Here is a 20160-nt window from a genome sequence, read left to right on the forward strand (position 1 = left end):
GCGCCCGGACCGGAAGGGCAACGCTGCAAGGAGCAATGCCCCGGTGGAGCCCGTTCCGATCAGCTTGCACCGCAAGCTGATCGGAAAAACGGTCTCCATTCCAAAGTGAGAGACCGGTCGCCGGCCTCGGGCGCTGCGATCATCGCCCGATGCTCGGGCAGGCCCGCGCCAGATGGGGGCTCGCGGCCGTGATCGAACGGGCGCCATGAACCTTCTGCGCCATCATCGGCTCGCAAGCGGGACGCCCCTCCGCGCCGCGTGTTGCGATCACCTGCGGGACGGCGCCGGAGCGCCTCGGCATGATTCACGCCGAGCGGGCCACAGCCAATTCAGAGGGCAACAGCCCAGGCGGGAGAACGCGCTATCGCAACCCGGCGATGCCTTTCGCGTCCTTGTCGACGAATAATATGCAAGGCACTATCAACCTGCACTGCGCCGGGGCGACGGGCCTAAGCTGGATCGCCCACCCGTGCCAGCGAAAGCCGGAGCATTCCGGGAACTGAACGAACAGGGGATAGCGATGACGATTGGGGTGGGAGGCTCGAGCTTCGAGGCGGAACTCGCCAGGCTGAATCCGATGACGTCCGGCATCGAGCCGATCGCGGTCAACGAGTTCAAGGCACGCGTTGAGAAGGCGCAGAGCCTGCTGCGTGAACAGGGGCTGCAGGCGCTCTATCTCGATACCTCGGCCAACCTGCACTATTTCACCGGCATCGAGCTCAAGCTCAGCGAGCGGCTGCATGGCGCGATCGTCCCGGCCGAGGGCGAAATCGTCAATCTCAGCCCGGCCTTCGAGGAACCGAAGACGCGCGAATACATGAAGTTCGGCGACGATGTGCGGTGCTGGGAAGAGCATGAGGACCCGACCGCGCTCGTCGTGGAGACGATCCGCAGCCTCGGCTATGACAGCGGCACGATCGCGCTCGATCCGCACACCCCCTTCTTCATCGCCGACGGACTGCGCAAGGCCGGCAACCGCTACAGTTTCGCGAGCGGCGGCCCGGTTGCCGCAACGTGCCGCCAGGTCAAATCGGCAGCCGAGATCGCCCTGATCCAGCGTGCCATGGACATCACCATGACGGTTCACCGGGCGGCGGCGCGGGCGCTGCGCGTGGGCGTGACGACGACGGAGCTGGTCGAATTCCTCGACCGCGCCCATCGCAAGCTCGGGGTGAGCCCGACCTTCGGCGCCGCGCAGTTCGGCGAGGCCACGGCCTATCCGCACGGCGTGCCCTATCCGCAGACGCTGACTGACGGCGACATGGTGCTGATCGACATGGGAACCAAGGTCGGCGGCTATCACTCGGACATCACCCGCACCTATGTCTTCGGCGAACCGACGGAGCGTCAACGGGAGATCTGGAACCTGGAGAAGCGCGCACAGCTCGCCGGATTTGGGGCGGCCCTGCTCGGCGCGCCCTGCGAGGCCGTCGACCAGGCTGCGCGCGGCGTGATCGAGGCCGCCGGCTTCGGCCCCGGCTACAAGGTGCCGGGCCTGCCCCATCGCACCGGGCACGGTCTCGGCCTCGAGATCCACGAGGAGGCTTTCATGGTCAAGGGCAACCGCACGCCGCTGGCGGTGGGGATGTGCTTCTCGGTCGAGCCGATGATGTGCATCTACGGTGAATTCGGCGTTCGCCTCGAGGACATCGCCTATATGGCGGAAGACGGTGCGCGCTGGTTCACGCAGCCGGCCCATAGTGTGGACGATCCCTTCGGCTCCGCAGCCTGAGCCTCACGCGGCCGGTTAACCGTCCGCCGGCGTCGCGATCGACTCGGCACGCCTGCCCGTGACATGGCTGCGGGCGTGTCGTCCGGCAGAATACCGGCGCGGTCTGCGCGCGCTGTCGACGCATTTGGGAGACGCCGGACAGTGAAACGCGCGGCCGCCATGATCGCCTTCGTCATTCTCGGGACAACGCCGGCGATCGCTCAATCGAGCCCGACCTACCAGGCATTGGAGCAGCTCGGCTATCGCTACGTGGCCAAGGACCAGCCCGGCTTCGTGAGCTGGTGCTCGTGGGTCTATGTGCGCCGCTGTTCCGACCCCGTCTATTACTGCAGTTGTGGCGGGCAGAGTCGAAATTACGGTCGCTGCGATATCGTCTCGCAGAGAGTTGCGGCGCACTACCAACGCTATTGTCAGCGTTGAGAACGGGCCAGGCTTGAGTGCGACGTCAGCGCGGATGAGTGGATCTCAGGCGCTGACGCCGCTCCGCTCAGGAGTTCTAGTCATCACGATTGTCGGAGCATGTGTAGCCGACAAAGCACGAACTCGAATTCTGGGTCCTGACCCAGGCGGGCGCGAGATACATGTCCTCCGCACAGAACGCGGAATCCTTTACGTACCGATTGAAGATGTTGGGGCCCGAGGAACCGCCGGTCGAGCGCGGGCGTTGGCAGGGAAGCAGCGTCCCGAACGGAGCCGGCCATGGTCAAAACCTTCCATGTCTTCACCTTGCTGCTCGTCGCGATTGCCATGGCGCTCTCGCTGGCGCACGCGCTCGAATTCCCGGGCAAGCTGCGCCTGTCGCGCGATGCCTATATCGAGGTCCAGTCGATCTATTATCCGGGCTTCACCCTTGGCGGCATGGTCGGCGATGCCGGCGGCCTCCTGGCTCTGGCTATCCTCACCTGGCTGCTGCGCGACGCCGGCAGCGCCTTCTGGTGGCTGATTGCAGCTTTCGCGCTGCTCGCCGCGATGAATCTGGTCTATTGGGTGCTGATCCATCCGGTGAACGGCTTCTGGCTGCGCGATACCGACCTCGGCAAGTTCGGCGGCAGCTTCTTCTCGATCCCGCTGGGAGATGATCAGCGCAGCTGGACCCGGCTGCGCGACATCTGGGAGTATTCCCATCTCGCCCGAGCCGTTCTCGCGATGGGAAGCTTCCTCGCGACCGCAATCGCGCTCACCGCCTGACCGTGGCCCCATCGCGGACAAGCAGCCCGACCGGAGCGAAGCGGAGGCCTCCCGAACTTCAGCAATCCACCCGTCTCGAACGTTGGAGGCGCGCCGTCGCTCCTTCCGGAAACGACCCAAAGCGGACACCGCTAGCTCTCAGCAATTCGCTCGCACGAAGGCTCGCCGCTTCTCGGGTTCCCGAGCAATAGTCCCGTCGCCTGGCCGCAGCTCGATCAAGACGAGCCAATCAAGTCGGCAGCCTTCCGGAGTGTAGCCCGCTGCATTGTTGCGGCAAACGTAGATGTCCGGACTCCCAAATTCATAAAGCGTTGAACAGGCAAATCTCGCAGCCTTGAGCGCTTCATTTACAGGGCTTTTCGGGCCCTTTTGACCCCTCTTCACGCGATACGGAGAGAGAACATCGTTCAAAATGTCAGTTGCGCTTTGAATGGGGCGCCCCTGTTGATCATACTGAAGAGTTGCGAGCCGTTCGGCGAACGGGCCGGTTGGAGGCATAAAGCTCGCTTGGAAGGCGCGACTGCTGGTCAGCAATATCGCGCAGAAGCCTATTATCCCACTCCACGCGATCAAGCGGACATTCATGGCGACGATAGGCCTCTTTCTGCTTGTCGCACTTCGTCCAGCAGAATGATTCCGTCAAGATTTGTGACAAATCGTGGTTGATGGACTTGGCTCGAACTTCGGCTCCCCACCCAACTAAGACGTTGGCGGCGCGTCGTCGCCACTTCCGGAATCGACCCAACTGAGACATTCGCGATGAAGCGCTTGACGGTCGAGATGTGCCCCGTGGGAGACATTCGACCGCTTGGACCTTTATCGCGTAATCGCTTACGCTCGGGTTGAGAGCATCGGGCATGACAGGCAATGCAGCGGCGCGAGTTCATGTCGCTTGTCGGTGGAGCGGCGGCGGCGTGGCCGCTCGCTGCGGATGCTCAGAGGCCGGCGATGCCCGTAATCGGGGTTCTTGAGAGTGGGTCTGCGACGTCCACAACGAGCCTTTCGGCCGAATTCCACGCCGGGCTAAAGGAGTCTGGTTTCGTCGAAGGACGGAACGTCACGATCGAATACCGGAGGGCGGAAGCGCAATATGATCGGCTGCCGGCATTTGCGGCTGAGCTGGTTGGCAGACGAGTGGCCGTGATCGTTGCGAGTGGCGCAACCGTCTCACCCCTTGCGGCTCAAGCGGCAACCAAGATCATTCCGATCGTGTTTTTGATGGGGACCGATCCGGTCCAAACCGGCCTCGTCGCCAGCCTGAGCCGGCCGGGCGGAAATATGACCGGCGTTACCGTATTCGGTAGCGAAATTCTGTCAAAGCAATTGGAAATACTCCGTGAGCTGGTGCCGAAGGCAAGAGCCATCGCCATGCTGGTAAATCCCAACAATCCAACTCACCTGGGCGGTAAAGCCCGTTGGCAAATTTTTGCCGACGCCATCGGAGTACCCATCGAGTCTGTCAGCGCCAGCACCGAAAGCGAGTTCGAGTCGGCCATCGCTAGTCTTGCCGAAAAGCAGGTCGAAGCGATCAATGTTGTCCCGGACACTTTGTTCGGAAGCTACCGAGACAGTCTCATCGCCGTACTCGCGCGCCATGCGATGCCCGCGATGTTCCCTTTCCGGGAAGCCACCGTGGCCGGAGCGCTCATCAGCTATGGGAGTAACTACGCGAGCGCGCTTCGCCTGGTCGGCATCTATGTCGGCCGAATTCTCAAGGGCGAGAAGCCAGCCGACTTGCCAGTGTTGCTGCCGACCAAGTTCGATCTCGTCATCAATCTCAAAACGGCGAAAGCGCTGGGCCTCACGGTGCCAATCACGCTCCTCGCACAGGCAACTGAGGTCATTGAATGATGTCGGCTATTGGGCACGAACCGGCCCAGCCGGGATAGCGGGGCCAAACTCTGCAAACCACGCATGCCGGTCGTTGCAGAAGAGTTTTACATCGGCCCGCGCTTTGCCAAGCTGTCCGAGTTGTGCGGAGGTAATTCAATGCTTAGTCGCATTCTTGATTTTCTAAATCCGCTCCATAGCGCTGAAACCATCAATAAACGATACTTTGGAGGACTGTTAGTTCAGTTGGTTCGCCTAAAAGGTGATGCGAAAGTGGTGTTTATGATGCCTCGCGACTTCGACGAAAGTGGCGGCAACCTCGACGGCTATCCGGTCATTTTGCCTCCGGAGACATTGGACGGGATGATAGCGTTTCTTCAGGAATGCAGGGAGGCAGTTGGTCGGAATCGTCCATGACGGCTTCCGTCCCTTATCTGATCGCCCCTTCCGAAAACGACCCGTTGCCGACATTGACGGTACGACAAGTTTGAGGCGACCATCTAAGATGAAAGGCGGGGCTTTCTACCGTCTCTAACCGAAGCAGCGGAGAGCCGCTTGAGACTTGGCTTTAATCTTCGCGGCGACCTCGCCAAGCTCGGCGATGATGAACTTGCTGACCAACTTGAAAAATGTATCGCCTATCGGGAATGGCTTGCGTCGCGTGCTGGCGACGCTCCCAACCGATGGCTGTACAAGACGGGCTTGGCGATGCCCTTCGGCAGAGGCCCCTTGCACGCCCGCATTTTTTATCGCGTCATGGGCCTCCTATATGGCGGCCCTTTGAAAGGGCGCTCTCTGGGCGACCTTTACGTCGTGGATTGTGAGGTCAAGGACATCATGGATGAACTCAAACGCCGGGTGAATGCCGCTCGCCGGCTTCGCCTCAGCCGCTGATCAATGGTTGCTCTCGGCCCTTAGCGGCCCTGGCTCGATCTGGATCATGGCTACGGCACGAGCGTTCTGGGGACGTAAACCTGTCCCATCTGCCGATAACCGACCTCCACCGCAACGATACAGAAAATGCCGAATGCCACGGCCAAGACGATGGCTGTTGCAATCATCCGCCTTGCAGATCGGCCAGGGTCGGATGTGGTTTGCTGCCGTCGCGCCATATACCTTTTCCACGATGAGGTTCTTGCGTCCGCGAGGATAGCAGATGCCGCTACAATGTGTGTCCGCATTCCACACTCATGCCGGTCATTGCGTCGACGCGGACCCGTCGGGCGAGTTGCGTGATCAGGCAGGAACGTAGGTCAACCTGACCACGTCATCGCCAATCAGATCGCTGGCCACAAAGCGAAGCGGCGGCCGGGGGCCGGCGAAGAATGGCTTGCCGTGACCAAGCACGAACGGTTGCAGGTAGAGTTGATACTCATCGATCAGACCAAGATCGGTCAGGCTTCGTGCCAGGTTTGGTCCGGAGACTGAAATCTCCCCAACGAGCTCGGCCTTCAGCCCCCGTATCACCGCCTCGACGTCATCCCCGACAAGCGTGGCGTTGGGGCCGACCGACTTCAGCGAGCGCGACACACCCCATTTCGGTTGGCCCCGCCACGCCGCCGCGAAGTCGCGTCGCTCCGCGTCCCACTCAGGACGGTCTTCGTCCCAATACCGCATGACCTCGTACATGCCGCGACCGTACACACTGCCCGCCAGGCCGCGCACCTGCTCCATCCAGTGACGAAAGATCGTGGGGCCGGACGGCATCTCCAGGTGGTCGACATAGCCGTCGAGGGACTGGTTCATTCTGAAAATGAGCTTCGCCATGCTGTACGGATCCGGCACTCAAGAGCAAAAGCCAGATTGATCCAACGTCGCCGACTTGATCAATACTCCCTGCCACATGGGGACGTTTGGAGCCTCTCACCAGAACCGCATCGGCATAGGAGGACCGAATGCAGGTCAACTGTGGAAACGGATGGGCCCGTTACGCGACAGCGGATCGAACGAGAAACTCCCTCAGGTCTGTGGCAGGTCGACCGAGGAGATCAGCACTATCCGTCGAGACCCGTGCGTAGCGCCCCTCCCCGATGGAGGCGCACAGCGTCGTGAAGGCATGGGGCCAGGGATCGTGCATGTCCGCCCAGGCTCGTCTCAGATAGTCACTCGGGGAACAGGAGACGTATCGAATCCGCGTGCCGAAGACCTCGTTTGCCACCTCCGCAATCTCGTCGAACGCGTATGCTCTCGGGCCGGTCAATTCATACATCTTGCCGTTCACTTGGCCGTTCATCTGGCCGTTGCGATCCGCGGCGACGGTCAGCGCGGCGGCCGCCGCGGCAACATCCGCCCGAGAAACAGGCGCAACGCGTGCCTGCCCCACGGGAAGGCAAAGTTCCCCAGTGGCTCTCGCGGGTTCGAGCCAGTGCGAGAGCAGCAGGTCGCAGTACAGGCCGCATCGAAGTATCGTGTAATTCAATCCACTCTCTGCCAGCCGCCGCTCGGCATCCCGGTAAACCGGGGTGTAATAGAACGGTGACGTCTCTTCGATGTCGAGAATGCTGGTAAAGATGACCTGCTTGATGCCCGTGGCCGCGGCTGCATCGATCACGTTCGCATGGTGGCGCAGGACGTCCCGCCCGTCGCCGTCACTGGCAACGAACAGGAGGCTGGAGACGCCAGCGAAGGACGTCTCGAGACTTGCCACGTCATCGTAGTCGGCGATCCGAACTGGAACACCTGCCGGCACGGTCTCCTGCGCTTTGCGGGGGCTGCGAGCCATCGCGGCCACGCGACACCCCATGGCAGAAAGGCGGCGGAGCGCCATGCCGCCGACAGATCCCGACGCTCCGGTCACGAGAATCATGTGCGGCGCGTAGGCCTGTCGATTGTTTCCACGGATTGCAGAGAATATCTCATCCGTCCAGGCACTTACCTGCTGTTTCGTAGTTTTTGCTGCCGAATACGGGTCAGATCTTCAACCCCAGGGTCTTCAGACTAAAGCATCGGCCCGAAAAGTGGATTGCGGTTTTCGGGGCATAGCCGATGCAGACACAGAATGCATCGGCCCGAAAAGTGGATTGCGGTTTTCGGGGCAAAGCCGATGCAAACACAAAAAGGTCAGATCATCTGACCGGGCACGCTATCTGGTCCGATGATCTAACGACGGGCCCGGACCTTCATCGGCATGCCGCCCTGCGGCCTAAGCGTGATCTGCTGCATCGGGACCGGCGGATCACGGCCGGCATAGTCGAAACGGAAAGCGCCGATCAGCATCGTCAGGCCCAGCACGGCCTCGGTCATCGCGAATTGCTGGCCGATGCAGACCCTCGGCCCGGCGCCGAACGGCAGATAGGCGTAGCGATCGATCGTCTCGCGCTCTCCAGGCAAGAAGCGTTCCGGCCAGAATTGCCGCGGTGCGGTCCAGAGAGTCCGATGCCGGTGCAGCACATAAGGCGAGATGATCACGAGCGCGCCTTTGGGGATCGCGACGCCGCCGGCGTGGTCCTCGGCCAGCGCCGCGCGCGACAGCGAGGGCACAGGCGGGTAGAGCCGCATCGCCTCCTCGATCACGGCGCGCGTCATGGTCAGGCGATCACCAGCGAGCGCTGCCGCAACCGGGTCGGCAGCGACAGTGTCAGCCTCGGCCTCGAGGCGCTCCCTGACATCGGGGGTCATCGCGACGAGGTAGAGCGACCACGTCAGGGCGTTGGCGGTCGTCTCATGGCCGGCGCCGATGAACGTCACGATATTCGCCCCGACCTCCGCTTCACTGAGGCCCGTGCCGGTTTCGGGATCGCGCGCATCGAGAAGCGCATCCAGCAGGTCGCGCCCATCCGGGTCTGCGATTGCCGGACGAGACATGCGCAGCGCTTGCCGGTCGGTCACGATCGCGTCGATCTGCCGTGCGAAGAAGTCGATGGCCGAACGCGCCCGAAGGCGGCCGATGCGCGGGATCCAGGCCGGTGCGCCCAGGACGTCGAGCGGATCAATTTTGCCCTGTGTCGCGAAATAATGGGTCAAAGCCCTCCCGAACGCCGTGGCGCCGCCCGCGATCGCGTTCGAAAACAGCGTTTCGGCCAGAACGTCATAGGTCAGCCGCGTCATGTCCTGGCTGATGTCGACGATCCTGCCTGGACGTCGTTGCGCCATCCGGGCCACCTGCCCGGCGATCGGGGGCAGCATCCTTTTGGCGAGCGCTTCGACGCGCCTCGGCGTGAACAGGGGTGCAAGCGTGCGGCGGGCCCGCTTCCAGGCGTCGCCCTCGACCGTCAGCAGCCCCTCGCCCAGGCCGGGCGCGAGAATGGCTCTCTGAAGCGCGTCCTTCTGATAATTCGCGCCGTTCTCGACGAGCACGTGCCGGATCGCAGCGGGATCCGAGATGACGACGCCATAGCCCAGCACGCTCTTGCCGGCGACGATGGGGTCCTGGAAATGCTGCTCCCGCCAGAGTGTCAGCGGGTTGCGACGCAGGCGCAGCAGCAGCTCCAGCCGGCCGAATTCCCGGTCGCTGGGAATCGGCGCCGGGGGCGTTCGCCTTTTACGCCGCTCGGCAATGACCTCCGACAGAGCCATTCGACGCCACCTTCTGATCGCATGACCGCCAGGCCAAGGTGACCGATGCGGATGTCGTTTCAAAGGCCGGAGCGGGTCGCATCTTGAGTTTCGCCCGAGCCGCCGATGCAGCGGCCCGAAACGCGCCCGCCAATAGCCGAACTCTGGCGCCAGGCTGGAAGCCGATTTGCGGAGCGCGACAGCGGCGGGGCAGAATCGCCCCATTGCGGGGCCTCTGGAAGCGCGCCGGTCAGGTGTGGGGCATGTCGGACCGGAAAACATCGGCCTTTCCAGGCGCAGCGGTGGGCCGTTCGATCGAGAGGATCACGTCCGGCGCGTCATGCCCCATGTGCAGGTCGACGAGACTGGCATTCAGCGCTTTGTCGGCTGCCGTTTGGCGATAATTGAAGCGCAGATAATCGTTCCAGGTGGGCGTGCGGAACGTCTCGGTCCAAACCGTCGTATTGTGCAGATTGCGCGTCAGAATCCATCTCCGGGCGCCGTTGCGCCCTTGGGCTCGCCGGCGCTGCTGCATCAAGGCGAGAAAGGCCTCAACCTGATCGGTGGCGACCCGATACTCGATCTTGACCGCAATCGGCCCGCTTCGCGGCTTCAGGTCCAGGCCGATCGCGGGCGCCTCGAAGTGATCGGGCGTCGAAACATCGGATTCCTTGCGCTGATGGATGGGCAGGAAGAAACCGATAAGGGCGACGCCAAGAGAGGCTGCGGTCGACGCCTGCAGGGCGAAAACCAGGGAATAGCTCTCGGTGATCATCCCCCACAGCCAGCTCCCGGCGGCGAGCCCGAGTGAGGTCAGAGCGTAATAGAGCGAAATCGTCCGGCCGATGACCCAGCGGGGGCTCGCCCATTGCACGCTGATGCTCAGGCCCGACCACCCCAGGACCCATCCGGCACCGCCGAGCATGAGCGCGACGGCCGCGACGGCAGCGGTTTGCGTCAGCGAAAGACTGATCGTGCATGTCGCGCAGGCAATGCAAGCCAGCTTCAGCAGCTGTTCATCCGACAATTTTCGCCTGAGCGCCGTCGAGGACAGGCCCGCCAGCAGCGCTCCTGCGCCGAAGCCGGCCATGAGGACCCCGTAGGCAACGGCTCCCTGTTTCAGCTGATCGCGAACCACCAACGGAAGAAGTGCGAGGATGGCGATGCCGGCGAGTCCGAACAGGAAGCCGCGTGCGATCGCGGTCTTGATCTCCGAAGACAGGGACGTGAAGCGGATTCCGTCGGAGATCGCCGTCAGCATCGCTTCGGGTGGCAGTCTCGCGGCGGGAACTTTCCACCGGGATCGCCAGACGACGATCAGCGGCGCGAGGTGGCCAAGGGTGTACAGGCAAAACGCCGTCAAGGGGCCGAAGGAAGCGAGAATGATGCCGCCGAGCGCCGGCCCCACGCTGCGCACGGTGTTGAACCCGACGGATGTCAGCGTGACGGCCGCCGCGAGATCTTTTCGATCGACGATATCGCCCACCGACGCCTGCCAGGCCGGGTCGTTGAAGGCGATGCCGCACCCCGCGAGGAAGCTGAAGAACAGGATGATCCAGGGGTTGATCATTCCCACTGCGACGAGGATCGTCAGCGCGACAGCGGTCACGGCCATCAGGGACCGCGCCATCAGCATCACCTTGCGGCGATTGAAATTGTCGACGATGGCCCCGGCGAAGATCGATAGAATGAAAGCGGGCAGGTTCGTCGCGGCCTGAACCAGTGCGACCATCAGGCTGGACGGCGTGATGGTTGCCATCAGCCAGCTCATTGCGATGGTCTGGATGAGCCATCCCAACCCCGAGATCAATCCGGCCAGCCAGATTGCCCGGAACGTCACGTTGTTCAGAGGCGCAAACGGCCCAGTGCTGGCCGCGGGCTTTTGCACATCCATAACTCGGCTCAATTCCGACGTCGGTTCTTCGGGCGCCGGCGTTGGCTCCGAGCGTGATTGCGAAATCTTACGTCACCCATTCTGTTTGGAAAGCACCAACAGCGGACGTCCCGCATGCACCCCGAACAAACGGTCCGAGCGTCATTCGCCTCGAACGACCGCCGCGAATCGCGACGGCAGCGCAAGCGGCTCCAGATCATCGGACCGGAAACCGTATCCGGTCCGATGATCTAACCCTTTGTATTTGCATCGTCCTTCTCGAAAACCGCCATCCACTTTTCGGGCCGGGGCTTTAGGCGTGACGGATGCAAGCCTGACCTTGAACGTTTCCCGCGGTGTTCACCGCCGCCGCGCCGCATGGGCGTCACGAGCTGGACTTCGCCGCCGCGATCGAAGGCGGCGCGGCCAACAGACTGGGTCGTTACCGATGACTGCCGAGTGGTTCTGCCAGTCCGATGAGAAGGCCTTCGGGGCCGCGGATGTAGCAGAGCCGATACGCATCCTCGTACTGAACCACGTCGCCGACGAGCTGCGCACCGTGCGTGCGAAGTCTGGTGAGTGTTTCGTCGATGTCGCTCACCGTGAACATGGCACGCAGGTAGCCGAGGGCGTTCACCGGGGCGCTCCGGTGATCGGCGACGACAGCCGGGGTGAGAAAACGCGAGAGCTCGAGGCGGCTGCGGCCGTCGGGAGTGACCATCATGGCGATCTCGACGCGCTGATGACCCAGTCCAGTGACGCGTCCGGCCCATTCTCCTTCAACCATGGCGCGCCCCTCAAGCGTCAGGCCAAGCTCGATGAAAAAAGAGATGGCATCATCGAGGGATTCCACCGCGATGCCGACATTGTCCATTCCTAGCAATTTGCTTTTGGTCATGATGTCGGTCGCGCCCCGTGATGGTGTCGCTGCTGGACGGTAGCCGACGAACTCGCAGCCGGCACCTGTTTGCCGGCAGGCCAATCCCACTTCGCGCTGGAACTTCGCGTCCCCTTGCCGGTTCGGCCTCTCGGGAGGACTTCGCCATGGCTCGATGCGATCAATGCGGAAATGACTACGACAAGGCGTTCCAGCTCGTTTCGAACGGTCAAACCTACACATTCGACAGTTTCGAATGCGCCATCCAGAAGCTCGCACCGACCTGTCCGCATTGCGGATGCCGGGTCATAGGACATGGCGTCGAGCAGGATGAGATCATCTACTGCTGTGCCCATTGCGCCGAACAACAACAAGCGACCGCCCTCAAGGACCAGGCGTGAATGATGGGCACTGGGCAGGCCGAGATCGCGGCCACCGCGATGGCGCAAGCCGTGGCGCGAACGGCGCACTGCGCAGCCGTTCGCGTCAGGCGTCCTGAGGAGAGACATGGGATGGCTGGCGCCCACCCCGAAATCGAAGCCTTGCTCGACCGCCGCATCGAGGCCTGCCGCGACAAGGATATCGACAAGCTGATGTCGATCTTCGCCCCGAGGTCGTGTATTTCGACGTGGACATCGAAACCTGGCCTGACAGCGGACATTCCGGATAGACCTGGTCAAGGCCCGGTCTCGACCAGCAACAGAAGCCATCGCTCTCCAGACCGTACGGAATTGTTGCGCGTTCACTCGCAGAGGTCTTGAGCGGTCGCTTCACAGACATGGCGGACGAAGAGAGCCGAGAGCGGCGACAAAGCTCGGCCGCTCTTCTTGACGAGACTGATTTGCCGGACGAATCCGGCAGCCTCGATCGCCCGCGACCGGAGCGTCGGATCCACGCCGATCTCCTGCGCCGAAGACGGCAGTATCGTAATGCCGAGACCGGCCTGGACCATCCCGATCGCTGTCATCATATAGGTTGCTTCCCCGGCCGGTCGCGGGATGAAACCGGCAGCGTGAAAGCCCGCCTCCACCACGGAGCGGACGCTGGTGTCGGGGTCCATCATGATCAGCGGGTACTGCATGAGCAACTCCGGCGAGATGGTCTCGGCCGCCGCCAGGGGATGAACCTGCGGAAAGACGACATGCATGCGATCCTCGATGGAGAGCAGAACGTCGACGTCGTCCGTGTTCGTCGGGCCGCCCGTGATCCCGATATCCACCTCTTCTTCCTCCACGAGTACCAGTACGCGACGGGCTATGACGTCGCGCACTCTGAAATCGGCGCCGGGATGGGCGGCGCGAAACGACTTGATGGCCTTTGGCAGCAGTCCGGCGGTCGCCGTAGGCAATGCGGCGATCCTGACCAGCCCTCGATAGCCGGTGCCTTGGCTGCGGACCTCGGAGAGCAGGCCGTCCAGATCCTGGACGAGCCGCGCCAGCACCGGCAGCAGGTCGCGACCGGTCTGCGTCAAGGCGACCGAGCGGGAGGTCCGGTCGAATAGCCGGACGGCAAGCGCTTCTTCGAGCTTCCTGATCTGCACCGTCAAGGTCGGCTGTGCCACATGCAGCAGTGCAGCCGCCCGGGTGAAGCTGTTCAATCGCGCGACGGCGACGAAAGCCCTGATCTGACGAATGCTGACATCCATAGTAAAACCCTATCGGTAAGATTAAATTATTTCAATTGCTTGATTGTTTCCCATCGCGCACCGTGAAGCATGCGGACAATCAGGATCGGTGCCGGAGCTGGTTTTGCGGGGGATCGGATCGCGCCCGCCGTCGAGCTCGCGCAGCGCGGACGGCTCGACTATCTCGTCTTCGAATGCCTGGCCGAGCGCACCATCGCGCTCGCCCAGCAGGAGCGTCTCAAAGACCCGCACAAGGGATACGATCCTCAGCTGGAACGGCGGATGTCGGCGGTTCTTCCGGCCTGCCGCGCCGCCGGTACGCGGGTCGTCACCAACATGGGCGCCGCCAATCCGCTCGCTGCCGCAGGCGTCGTCCGCGACGTGGCGCGCCGGATGGGCCTCGCCGGCCTCAAGGTTGCCGCCGTCACGGGCGACGACATTCTCGACAGCATCGCGGAAAACGATCTCCCGCTTCTGGAAGGCGGCACACTGTCCGATCTGGGGAGCCGGGTGATCTCGGCCAACGCCTATATCGGCGCGGGGCCGATCGCGGAGGCGCTCGCCGCCGGCGCGGATGTCGTCGTCACGGGGCGCGCCGCCGATCCGGCCCTGTTTCTCGGGCCGCTGATCCACGCCTTCGGCTGGCGCTCCGACGACTGGCAGCGTCTCGGCAAGGGCGTTCTGGTCGGCCATCTGCTCGAATGTGCCGGGCAGATCACCGGCGGCTATTTCGCCGATCCGGGCGTGAAGGACATCCCCGATCTCGCGCGCCTGGGTTTTCCGATCGGCGAGGTGTCCGAGAATGGCGATCTGATCGTGACCAAGCTCGAAGGCACGGGCGGGGCAGTAACGACGGCCACTGTCAAGGAGCAGTTGCTGTACGAGATCGAGGATCCGGCGCGATACCTCCAGCCCGACGTGGTGGCCGATTTCTCGCAGGTCCGTGTGCGGAGCACAGGAACGGATCGCGTCGCCGTCGAAGGCGGGCGCGGTGGAGCGAAGACCGGCCTGATCAAGGTCTGCGTCGGCCATCTCGACGGTTTCGTCGGCGAGGGCCAGATCTCCTATGCTGGAGCGGGAGCGCTGGAACGTGGCCGTCTCGCGCTCGCGATTGTGCGCGAACGCCTGGCGATGACCAGCGTCCCTATGGTGGAGGCCCGCTTCGACTTGATCGGGGTCGACGCGTTGCATGGCGCCGACCTGTCGCGCGGTGGCGCGCCCTACGAGGTGCGGGTCCGTGTGGTCGCGCGTACCGGGACGGTCGCCGACGCGACGGCGATCGGCAACGAGGTCGAGGCGCTCTACACCAACGGACCGGCCGGCGGCGGCGGTTGTTGGAAATCGGTCAGGCAGGTCGTCGCGATCGCCTCGACGCTGGTGCCCGAAAGCATCGTCTCGACGCAGCTGACCGTATTCGAGGCATGATGCGATGAAGCTTCGCCAGATCGCGCACTCCCGGACCGGCGACAAGGGCGATGTCTCGACCATATCGGTCATCGCCTTCGACGAAGCCGACTACCCGTTCATCGCCGAACACGTGACCGCGAATCGGGTGGCCGCGCTCTTCGCCGGCATCGTGACCGGACCGGTCACGCGCTACGAGCTGCCGGGGCTCGGCGCCCTGAACTTCGTCATGAGGGGCGCGCTCGGCGGTGGCGTCACGCGCTCGCTGGCGCTCGACGCACACGGCAAGGCTCTCAGTTCGGCCCTGCTCGATCTCGATCTGCCCGCTCCGGCGGGCGGCACCGTCTGACGGGGCAATCATCAATTCAAAGAGGGGATCGGCTATGACCACAAGACGCGGATTTCTTGCCGGTATGGCGACGGCGCTGAGCATGCCATCGATCGTGCGGGCACAAGGTGCCTCGGTTCTCAAATTCGCTCCGCAGTCCGACGTGGCGATCCTCGACCCGATCATGAGCGTGTCCTACGTCACGCGAAATCACGCGCTGATGATCTTCGACACGCTCTACGGAGCCGACGAGCACAACCGCGCCCAGCCGCAGATGGTGGAGGGCCATCTCGTGGAGCAGAACGGCCTTCAGTGGACGCTTACCCTTCGCGAAGGCCTGCGCTTCCACGACGGGACCCCGGTGCTCGCCCGTGATGTGGTCGCAAGCCTGAAAAGGTGGTGGAAGCGCGACAATGTGGGCCAGGTTCTGGCGGCGATCACGGACGAACTCTCGGCCGTTTCGGACCGTGCCGTCCGGTTCCGGCTCAAGGCTCCGTTCCCGATGCTGCCCGACGCGCTCGGGAAATTCGGCACCAACAACGCGGTGATCATGCCCGAGCGACTCGCGCTGACGGAGCCTACGGCTCAGGTCACGGAGATGGTCGGCAGTGGCCCCTATCGCTTCGTCCCTGGAGAGAGGGTGCCAGGCAGCCGCCTCGTTTACGAGAAATTCGCAGGTTATGTGCCGCGTCAGAGCGGGCAGACGAGTGCCTTGGCTGGTCCGAAGATCGCCCATTTCGACCGGGTCGAGTGGCTGGTCATGCCGGACGTCGCCACGGCTGCCTCTGCCCTTCAGACAGGAGAGATCGATTGGTGGGAGCAGCCTGCTTCCGACTACTGGGACCTGCTTGCAGCGAGAGGGAACGTCAAGCTGGACCTGATTGACACCTTCGGATCAGCCGGTGTCATCCGCTTCAACTTCCTGCAGGGGCCGACGAGCGAGGCGCTCGTGCGGCGAGCCGCGCTGGCAGCGATCAGTCAGAAAGACGTCATGACCGCCGTCATCGGCGAGGATCCCAAGCACTGGAGGGACAAGGTCGGCTATTTCCTTCCCGATACGCCGATGGCGAGCAAGGTCGGTCTCGACGCATTGAGGGAGCCGCCGGACAGGGGGGCGGCTCGGCGCCTGCTCAAGGAAGCCGGCTACAAGGGAGAGCCGCTGGTCTACCTCGTCCCCGGTGACATCGCCACGCTCAAGGTCCAGGGCGAGGTCGTCACCGACGCCTTGAAGCAGGCCGGTTTCAATATCGACATGCAGGTGATGGACTGGGGCACGGTGCTCGCCCGCGCCAATAACCGTCAGTCTCCCGACAAAGGCGGCTGGCACCTGGTCGGAACCTTCACCGCTGGAGTCGGCCTGCTCAATCCTTCGAGCAACAATTTCCTCCGCGGCAGCGGCACCTCCGCGATCTTCGGCTGGTCCGACATCCCACGTCTCGAGGAGTTGCGCATGGACTGGTTCCGCGCACCGGATGAAAAGACACAGGCCACGATCTGCGCCGACATCCAGCGTGTCGCCTTCGAAACGGTGCCCTACGCGCCGACGGGCCTGTACTTCCAGCAGACGGCCTATCGCAGCAACCTGACGGGCGTGCAGAAGGGCCTGCCGCTGTTCTACGGAGTGCGCAGGGTATGAGTGCCGACAACGCACAGCCGCACCAGCACGTTCCGCGTGGCGAGGATTTCCTGCTGCTCTCGCCGACCTGGCAGGCCTATGCCTATCGCAATGTCGACAGCATGTTCGCAACGCGCAAAATCGCGCGGGGCGAGCGCGCCTTTCCCCTCGCGCGTGGCCCGGAGGTCGCCTCGGAATACGAGCTCGGCGGCGAAATTCGCGGCGTCGAGGATTACATCCACCGAACCAATGTCGCCGGGCTTCTGGTGCTGCAGGGTGACACCATCCGGCTCGAGCGCTACGCGCTCGGGCTGGAGGAGCACCTGCGCTGGTCGTCCATGTCGATGATCAAGTCGCTGACCTCGACGCTCGTCGGCGCCGCCCTCCAGGACGGTGCCATCGCCAGCCTCGACGACGCGGTCTCGCGCTATCTGCCGACGCTGCTCGGCAGCGCCTACGATGCAGTCAGCGTCCGCGACCTCATCACCATGTCGTCCGGCGTTGACTGGAACGAGGATTACACCGATCGCAACTCGCATGTGAACCGCTACAGCAAATCCCTCGGCGACAAGGTCCCCGGCGGCGTCCTGGCGCTGATGCGGAGCGTGCGCAACCTGCACCCACCGGGCACGCACTTCAATTACAACACCGGCGATACCTATGTCCTCGGCGCGCTGCTTTCGGCGGCGACCGGACAGACACTGGCTGACTACATGTCGGCCAAGGTGTGGTCGCGGTTCGGCATGGAGTTCGACGCCTTCTATACGCTCGAATCCGAAGGCGGTCAGGAGATCGGCGGCAGCCGCGCCGGCATGGCGCTGCGGGACTTCGGCCGGTTCGGTCTCTTCCTGCTCCGGGGAGGGCTGACCGCCGGCGAACGTATCCTTCCCGATGGATGGCTCGACGCCGCAGGCTCTCGCATGTTCACGCTCGATCCGTCGACGAACACCTACGGGGCCGATGGATACGGCTACAGTTGGTGGATCGATCCGGACGGCGCCATGGTCGCGTCCGGCTTCGCCGGTCAGACGCTCTACCTCAATCGCCAAGCGGACGTCGTCATCGTCACCTTGTCATGCCATCCGCAGCCACCATTCGCTGTGAGTTACGGCATCGACTACAAGGCCGAACGCTTCGCGTTCAAAAGGGCCGTGCTCAGCAATCTATGAACTGAAGCCCAGAAGCGGACATAGGCGAGGTCCGTTATGGGTCACAAACGCCCGTCGCCCGTCCGGGGACAATGCGCCACAGGACCAAGCCGCTCTCGCGGCAGGGTGCTGCAGGACTGTCAGCACTGAGATTTCGCCATGTGAGGCGCTGCATCCGAGGATTTCGGGGTTTCCCCTGATCCTCGGAGAGCCCCATGACCGAGCTTGCCGCCGTCAGCCCGCTACGCCAGCGGATGATCGAGGACATGACGATCCGCCCAGGGGGCGGCTCAGTAAGATCGACTGTCACACGACTGCATCCTCTTCGGGGCGCCGCCGAACAGCCGCTGGGCCTTCGAAGACGGCTCCTCAGTTAAAGACCGCCAACGACAGCGCCTGGCCCATAGCTGGGCGCTCGACGGCGCCGGCATCGTCCTGAGGTCGATCTTGGGCGTCAGGCGTAGGCGCCGGCCGAATAGGTCAGCTCATAGCTGTGGCTGTAGATCTCGATGATGTTGCCAAACGGGTCTTCCATATAGACCATACGATAGGGCTTCTCGCCGGGGAAATATTCCCGGACAGGCATGCGCCGCTTGCCGCCGGCCGCGACGATCTTTTCCGCCAGCCCTTCGACGTCGGGGTCCTGGACGCAGAAATGGAAGATGCCGCTCTTCCAGTATTCGAAATTGTTCTCAGGGCGCTCGGCATTGGGAAACTCGAAGATTTCCACGCCGACGCGATCACCCGTCGACAGATGAGCGATGCGGAATGAGCCCCATTTCTCGCCGAACACATCGCTGCACATGATGCCGATCGCGGACTTGTCTTCCGTGATCGTCGTCGGCGGCATGATCAGATACCAGCCCATGACGTCGGTGTAGAATTTGACAGCCTTATCGAGGTCCGTGACCGACAGGCCAATATGAGAGAACGTGCGGGGGTAGACGTCAGACATGGTGCGCTCCGTGCAAATGATGCCAACGGTCTAGCTAGGATTGATATGGTATAATGAGAATTGTCATTGGATTATCGTTCTCATAAAATATCATTATGATGCACCCTCAATGGCTTCGCAGCTTCGTTGCTCTGGTCGACCACGGCTCCTTCACGCGGGCGGCCGATCACCTCGACCTGACGCAGGCGGGCGTCAGCCAGCATGTCGGGCGGCTCGAACAGGAACTCGGGCCGCTCGTGCTGCGACGTCCACGCAATCTCGAACTGACGCCGGCCGGCCGCGCCTTACTGGACTATTGCCGGGAGGTGGGCGCGGCCGAGGAGCATCTGCGGCATCGTCTTTCCGCCGCCGACGAGAAGCGCGGCGAAATCAGCCTGATCAGTCCGGGCAGCATCGGTCTTACGCTTTATCCACGGCTGCTTGCGCTTCAGGAAAAACATCCGGGCCTTTCGATCCGGCACCGCTTCGCGCCAACGCAGGAAGTGGTGGAAGCCGTCCTCTCCAGCCGCTTCGAGCTGGGGCTGGTGACGATCCGACCGGATGATCCGCGCCTCGCCGTCGAGAAATTCGCCGAGGAGCCTCTGGAGCTGATCGCGCCCGCAGGGGAAAGGGTGGAAAACTGGGAGGATCTACAGAGGCTCGGCTTCATCGACCATCCGGACGGCGAGGCGATGGCGACGCGGCTCTTGCGGGCGCGTTTTCCCGGAAATCCCGGCCTGCACGGCCTTCGCCGCAGCGGCTTCACCAACCAGATTGCCCTGATCCTCGAACCTGTCTCGCGAGGACTGGGTTTCACTGTATTGCCCCAGCATGCGCGAGAGTCGTTCGCTCAACCGGAGAAAATCCAGGTCGTTCCGGGAAAACGCGAGGTCTGCGATACGCTTTGGCTTATCCATCGTGCCGAATGGCCATTGAGCAGGCGTGCACGGCTGATGCTAGACCGTCGGACGTTTAATCGTACGCATACCCGGCATGTTTGAAGAGGTTTTGGCACTCTTGCGGCTTGAATAGGTCGCAGATGTTGCCGACGGCCTTCCAGAGCGCATCGAAGGTTCTGGCCTGCGCCTTTCGGAGATGCGCCTTGAGCTTGGC

Annotated in this window: 19 protein-coding genes and 2 pseudogenes; 13 read left to right on the forward strand and 8 right to left on the reverse strand. The window is 63.0% G+C overall.

The annotated features are described in order from the left end of the window. Window positions 1–520 precede the first annotated feature (520 nt). The 6 genes from FG93_RS24890 to FG93_RS32610 all read left to right on the forward strand — a co-directional run bounded on the left by FG93_RS24890 (window position 521) and on the right by FG93_RS32610 (window position 5644). Window positions 521–1732 carry a Xaa-Pro peptidase family protein gene (locus FG93_RS24890; protein WP_043239845.1) on the forward strand — a complete coding sequence of 404 codons (1212 nt, stop codon included), beginning with the start codon at window positions 521–523 and terminating at the stop codon, window positions 1730–1732. Window positions 1733–1873: 141 nt separating this feature from the next. Beyond that, a complete protein-coding gene (locus FG93_RS24895; protein ID WP_152579612.1) occupies window positions 1874–2152 on the forward strand; it encodes a hypothetical protein in 279 nt (92 codons plus the stop codon). A 279-nt stretch (window positions 2153–2431) separates the two neighbouring features. Next, complete coding sequence (locus tag FG93_RS24900) at window positions 2432–2920, forward strand: hypothetical protein (protein ID WP_043239849.1); 489 nt, start codon at window positions 2432–2434, stop codon at window positions 2918–2920. A gap of 885 nt (window positions 2921–3805) precedes the next feature. After that, window positions 3806–4771, forward strand: a complete 966-nt coding sequence (locus tag FG93_RS24905) for an ABC transporter substrate-binding protein (protein ID WP_210165840.1) — start codon at window positions 3806–3808, stop codon at window positions 4769–4771. A 63-nt stretch (window positions 4772–4834) separates the two neighbouring features. After that, on the forward strand, window positions 4835–5167 hold the full coding sequence (locus FG93_RS32605) for a hypothetical protein (protein ID WP_152579613.1): 333 nt from the start codon (window positions 4835–4837) through the stop codon (window positions 5165–5167). A 138-nt stretch (window positions 5168–5305) separates the two neighbouring features. Then, window positions 5306–5644 (forward strand): hypothetical protein, encoded by a 339-nt coding sequence (locus tag FG93_RS32610; RefSeq protein WP_152579614.1) that lies wholly within the window; start codon window positions 5306–5308, stop codon window positions 5642–5644. A 342-nt stretch (window positions 5645–5986) separates the two neighbouring features. On the opposite strand, the gene FG93_RS24915 is transcribed toward FG93_RS32610, so the two are convergent. The 5 genes from FG93_RS24915 to FG93_RS24930 form a co-directional block, all read right to left on the reverse strand. Then, complete coding sequence (locus FG93_RS24915) at window positions 5987–6517, reverse strand: dihydrofolate reductase family protein (protein WP_043239856.1); 531 nt, start codon at window positions 6515–6517, stop codon at window positions 5987–5989. Window positions 6518–6677: 160 nt separating this feature from the next. Next, window positions 6678–7556, reverse strand: coding sequence for an NAD(P)H-binding protein (locus tag FG93_RS31420; RefSeq protein WP_052514167.1), 879 nt, complete (start codon window positions 7554–7556; stop codon window positions 6678–6680). A gap of 293 nt (window positions 7557–7849) precedes the next feature. Next, window positions 7850–9265, reverse strand: coding sequence for a cytochrome P450 (locus FG93_RS24920; protein WP_052514168.1), 1416 nt, complete (start codon window positions 9263–9265; stop codon window positions 7850–7852). A 229-nt stretch (window positions 9266–9494) separates the two neighbouring features. Then, window positions 9495–11138 carry an MFS transporter gene (locus FG93_RS24925; RefSeq protein ID WP_043239859.1) on the reverse strand — a complete coding sequence of 548 codons (1644 nt, stop codon included), beginning with the start codon at window positions 11136–11138 and terminating at the stop codon, window positions 9495–9497. A 421-nt stretch (window positions 11139–11559) separates the two neighbouring features. Then, complete coding sequence (locus FG93_RS24930) at window positions 11560–12015, reverse strand: VOC family protein (RefSeq protein ID WP_043239860.1); 456 nt, start codon at window positions 12013–12015, stop codon at window positions 11560–11562. Between the two features lie 146 nt (window positions 12016–12161). Here FG93_RS24930 and FG93_RS24935 point away from each other — a divergent pair, with 146 nt between their 5' ends. After that, window positions 12162–12395 (forward strand): hypothetical protein, encoded by a 234-nt coding sequence (locus FG93_RS24935; RefSeq protein WP_043239863.1) that lies wholly within the window; start codon window positions 12162–12164, stop codon window positions 12393–12395. A 341-nt stretch (window positions 12396–12736) separates the two neighbouring features. Here FG93_RS24935 and FG93_RS24945 read toward each other — a convergent pair whose 3' ends face one another. After that, the gene (locus FG93_RS24945) at window positions 12737–13639 is read right to left on the reverse strand and encodes a LysR family transcriptional regulator (protein ID WP_043239870.1); all 903 of its coding nucleotides are present in this window, start codon (window positions 13637–13639) and stop codon (window positions 12737–12739) included. A gap of 69 nt (window positions 13640–13708) precedes the next feature. Here FG93_RS24945 and FG93_RS24950 point away from each other — a divergent pair, with 69 nt between their 5' ends. The 4 genes from FG93_RS24950 to FG93_RS24965 are packed head-to-tail and all read left to right on the forward strand — an operon-like array spanning window position 13709 to window position 18134. After that, window positions 13709–15043, forward strand: coding sequence for an acyclic terpene utilization AtuA family protein (locus tag FG93_RS24950; RefSeq protein WP_043239873.1), 1335 nt, complete (start codon window positions 13709–13711; stop codon window positions 15041–15043). A gap of 4 nt (window positions 15044–15047) precedes the next feature. Continuing rightward, window positions 15048–15371: a hypothetical protein gene (locus FG93_RS24955; protein ID WP_043239875.1), complete on the forward strand. Its 324-nt coding sequence runs from the start codon at window positions 15048–15050 to the stop codon at window positions 15369–15371. A 34-nt stretch (window positions 15372–15405) separates the two neighbouring features. Then, window positions 15406–16986: an ABC transporter substrate-binding protein gene (locus FG93_RS24960; protein ID WP_043239877.1), complete on the forward strand. Its 1581-nt coding sequence runs from the start codon at window positions 15406–15408 to the stop codon at window positions 16984–16986. Beyond that, on the forward strand, window positions 16983–18134 hold the full coding sequence (locus tag FG93_RS24965) for a serine hydrolase (protein ID WP_043239879.1): 1152 nt from the start codon (window positions 16983–16985) through the stop codon (window positions 18132–18134). Before FG93_RS24960 ends, FG93_RS24965 begins: the two co-directional genes overlap by 4 nt. A 433-nt stretch (window positions 18135–18567) precedes the next feature. Here the strand turns inward: FG93_RS24965 and FG93_RS24970 are convergent, their stop codons facing one another. Continuing rightward, complete coding sequence (locus FG93_RS24970; RefSeq protein ID WP_043239882.1) at window positions 18568–19068, reverse strand: lactoylglutathione lyase family protein; 501 nt, start codon at window positions 19066–19068, stop codon at window positions 18568–18570. A gap of 98 nt (window positions 19069–19166) precedes the next feature. Here FG93_RS24970 and FG93_RS34070 point away from each other — a divergent pair. Together FG93_RS34070 and FG93_RS24975 are read left to right on the forward strand one after the other, a co-directional pair. Then, window positions 19167–19289 (forward strand): annotated as a pseudogene (locus FG93_RS34070) (LysR family transcriptional regulator); the annotation flags it as partial. A gap of 15 nt (window positions 19290–19304) precedes the next feature. Further along, window positions 19305–20048 carry a LysR family transcriptional regulator gene (locus FG93_RS24975; protein WP_244448730.1) on the forward strand — a complete coding sequence of 248 codons (744 nt, stop codon included), beginning with the start codon at window positions 19305–19307 and terminating at the stop codon, window positions 20046–20048. On the opposite strand, the pseudogene FG93_RS33690 reads toward FG93_RS24975, so the two are convergent. Beyond that, window positions 20020–20160, reverse strand: a pseudogene (locus tag FG93_RS33690) (IS630 family transposase); the annotation flags it as partial. The gene FG93_RS24975 and the pseudogene FG93_RS33690 sit on opposite strands and share 29 nt — an antisense overlap.

It is taken from the genome of Allobosea sp. LC85 (assembly GCF_000735605.1).
Taxonomy (GTDB): Bacteria; Pseudomonadota; Alphaproteobacteria; order Rhizobiales; family Beijerinckiaceae; genus Allobosea.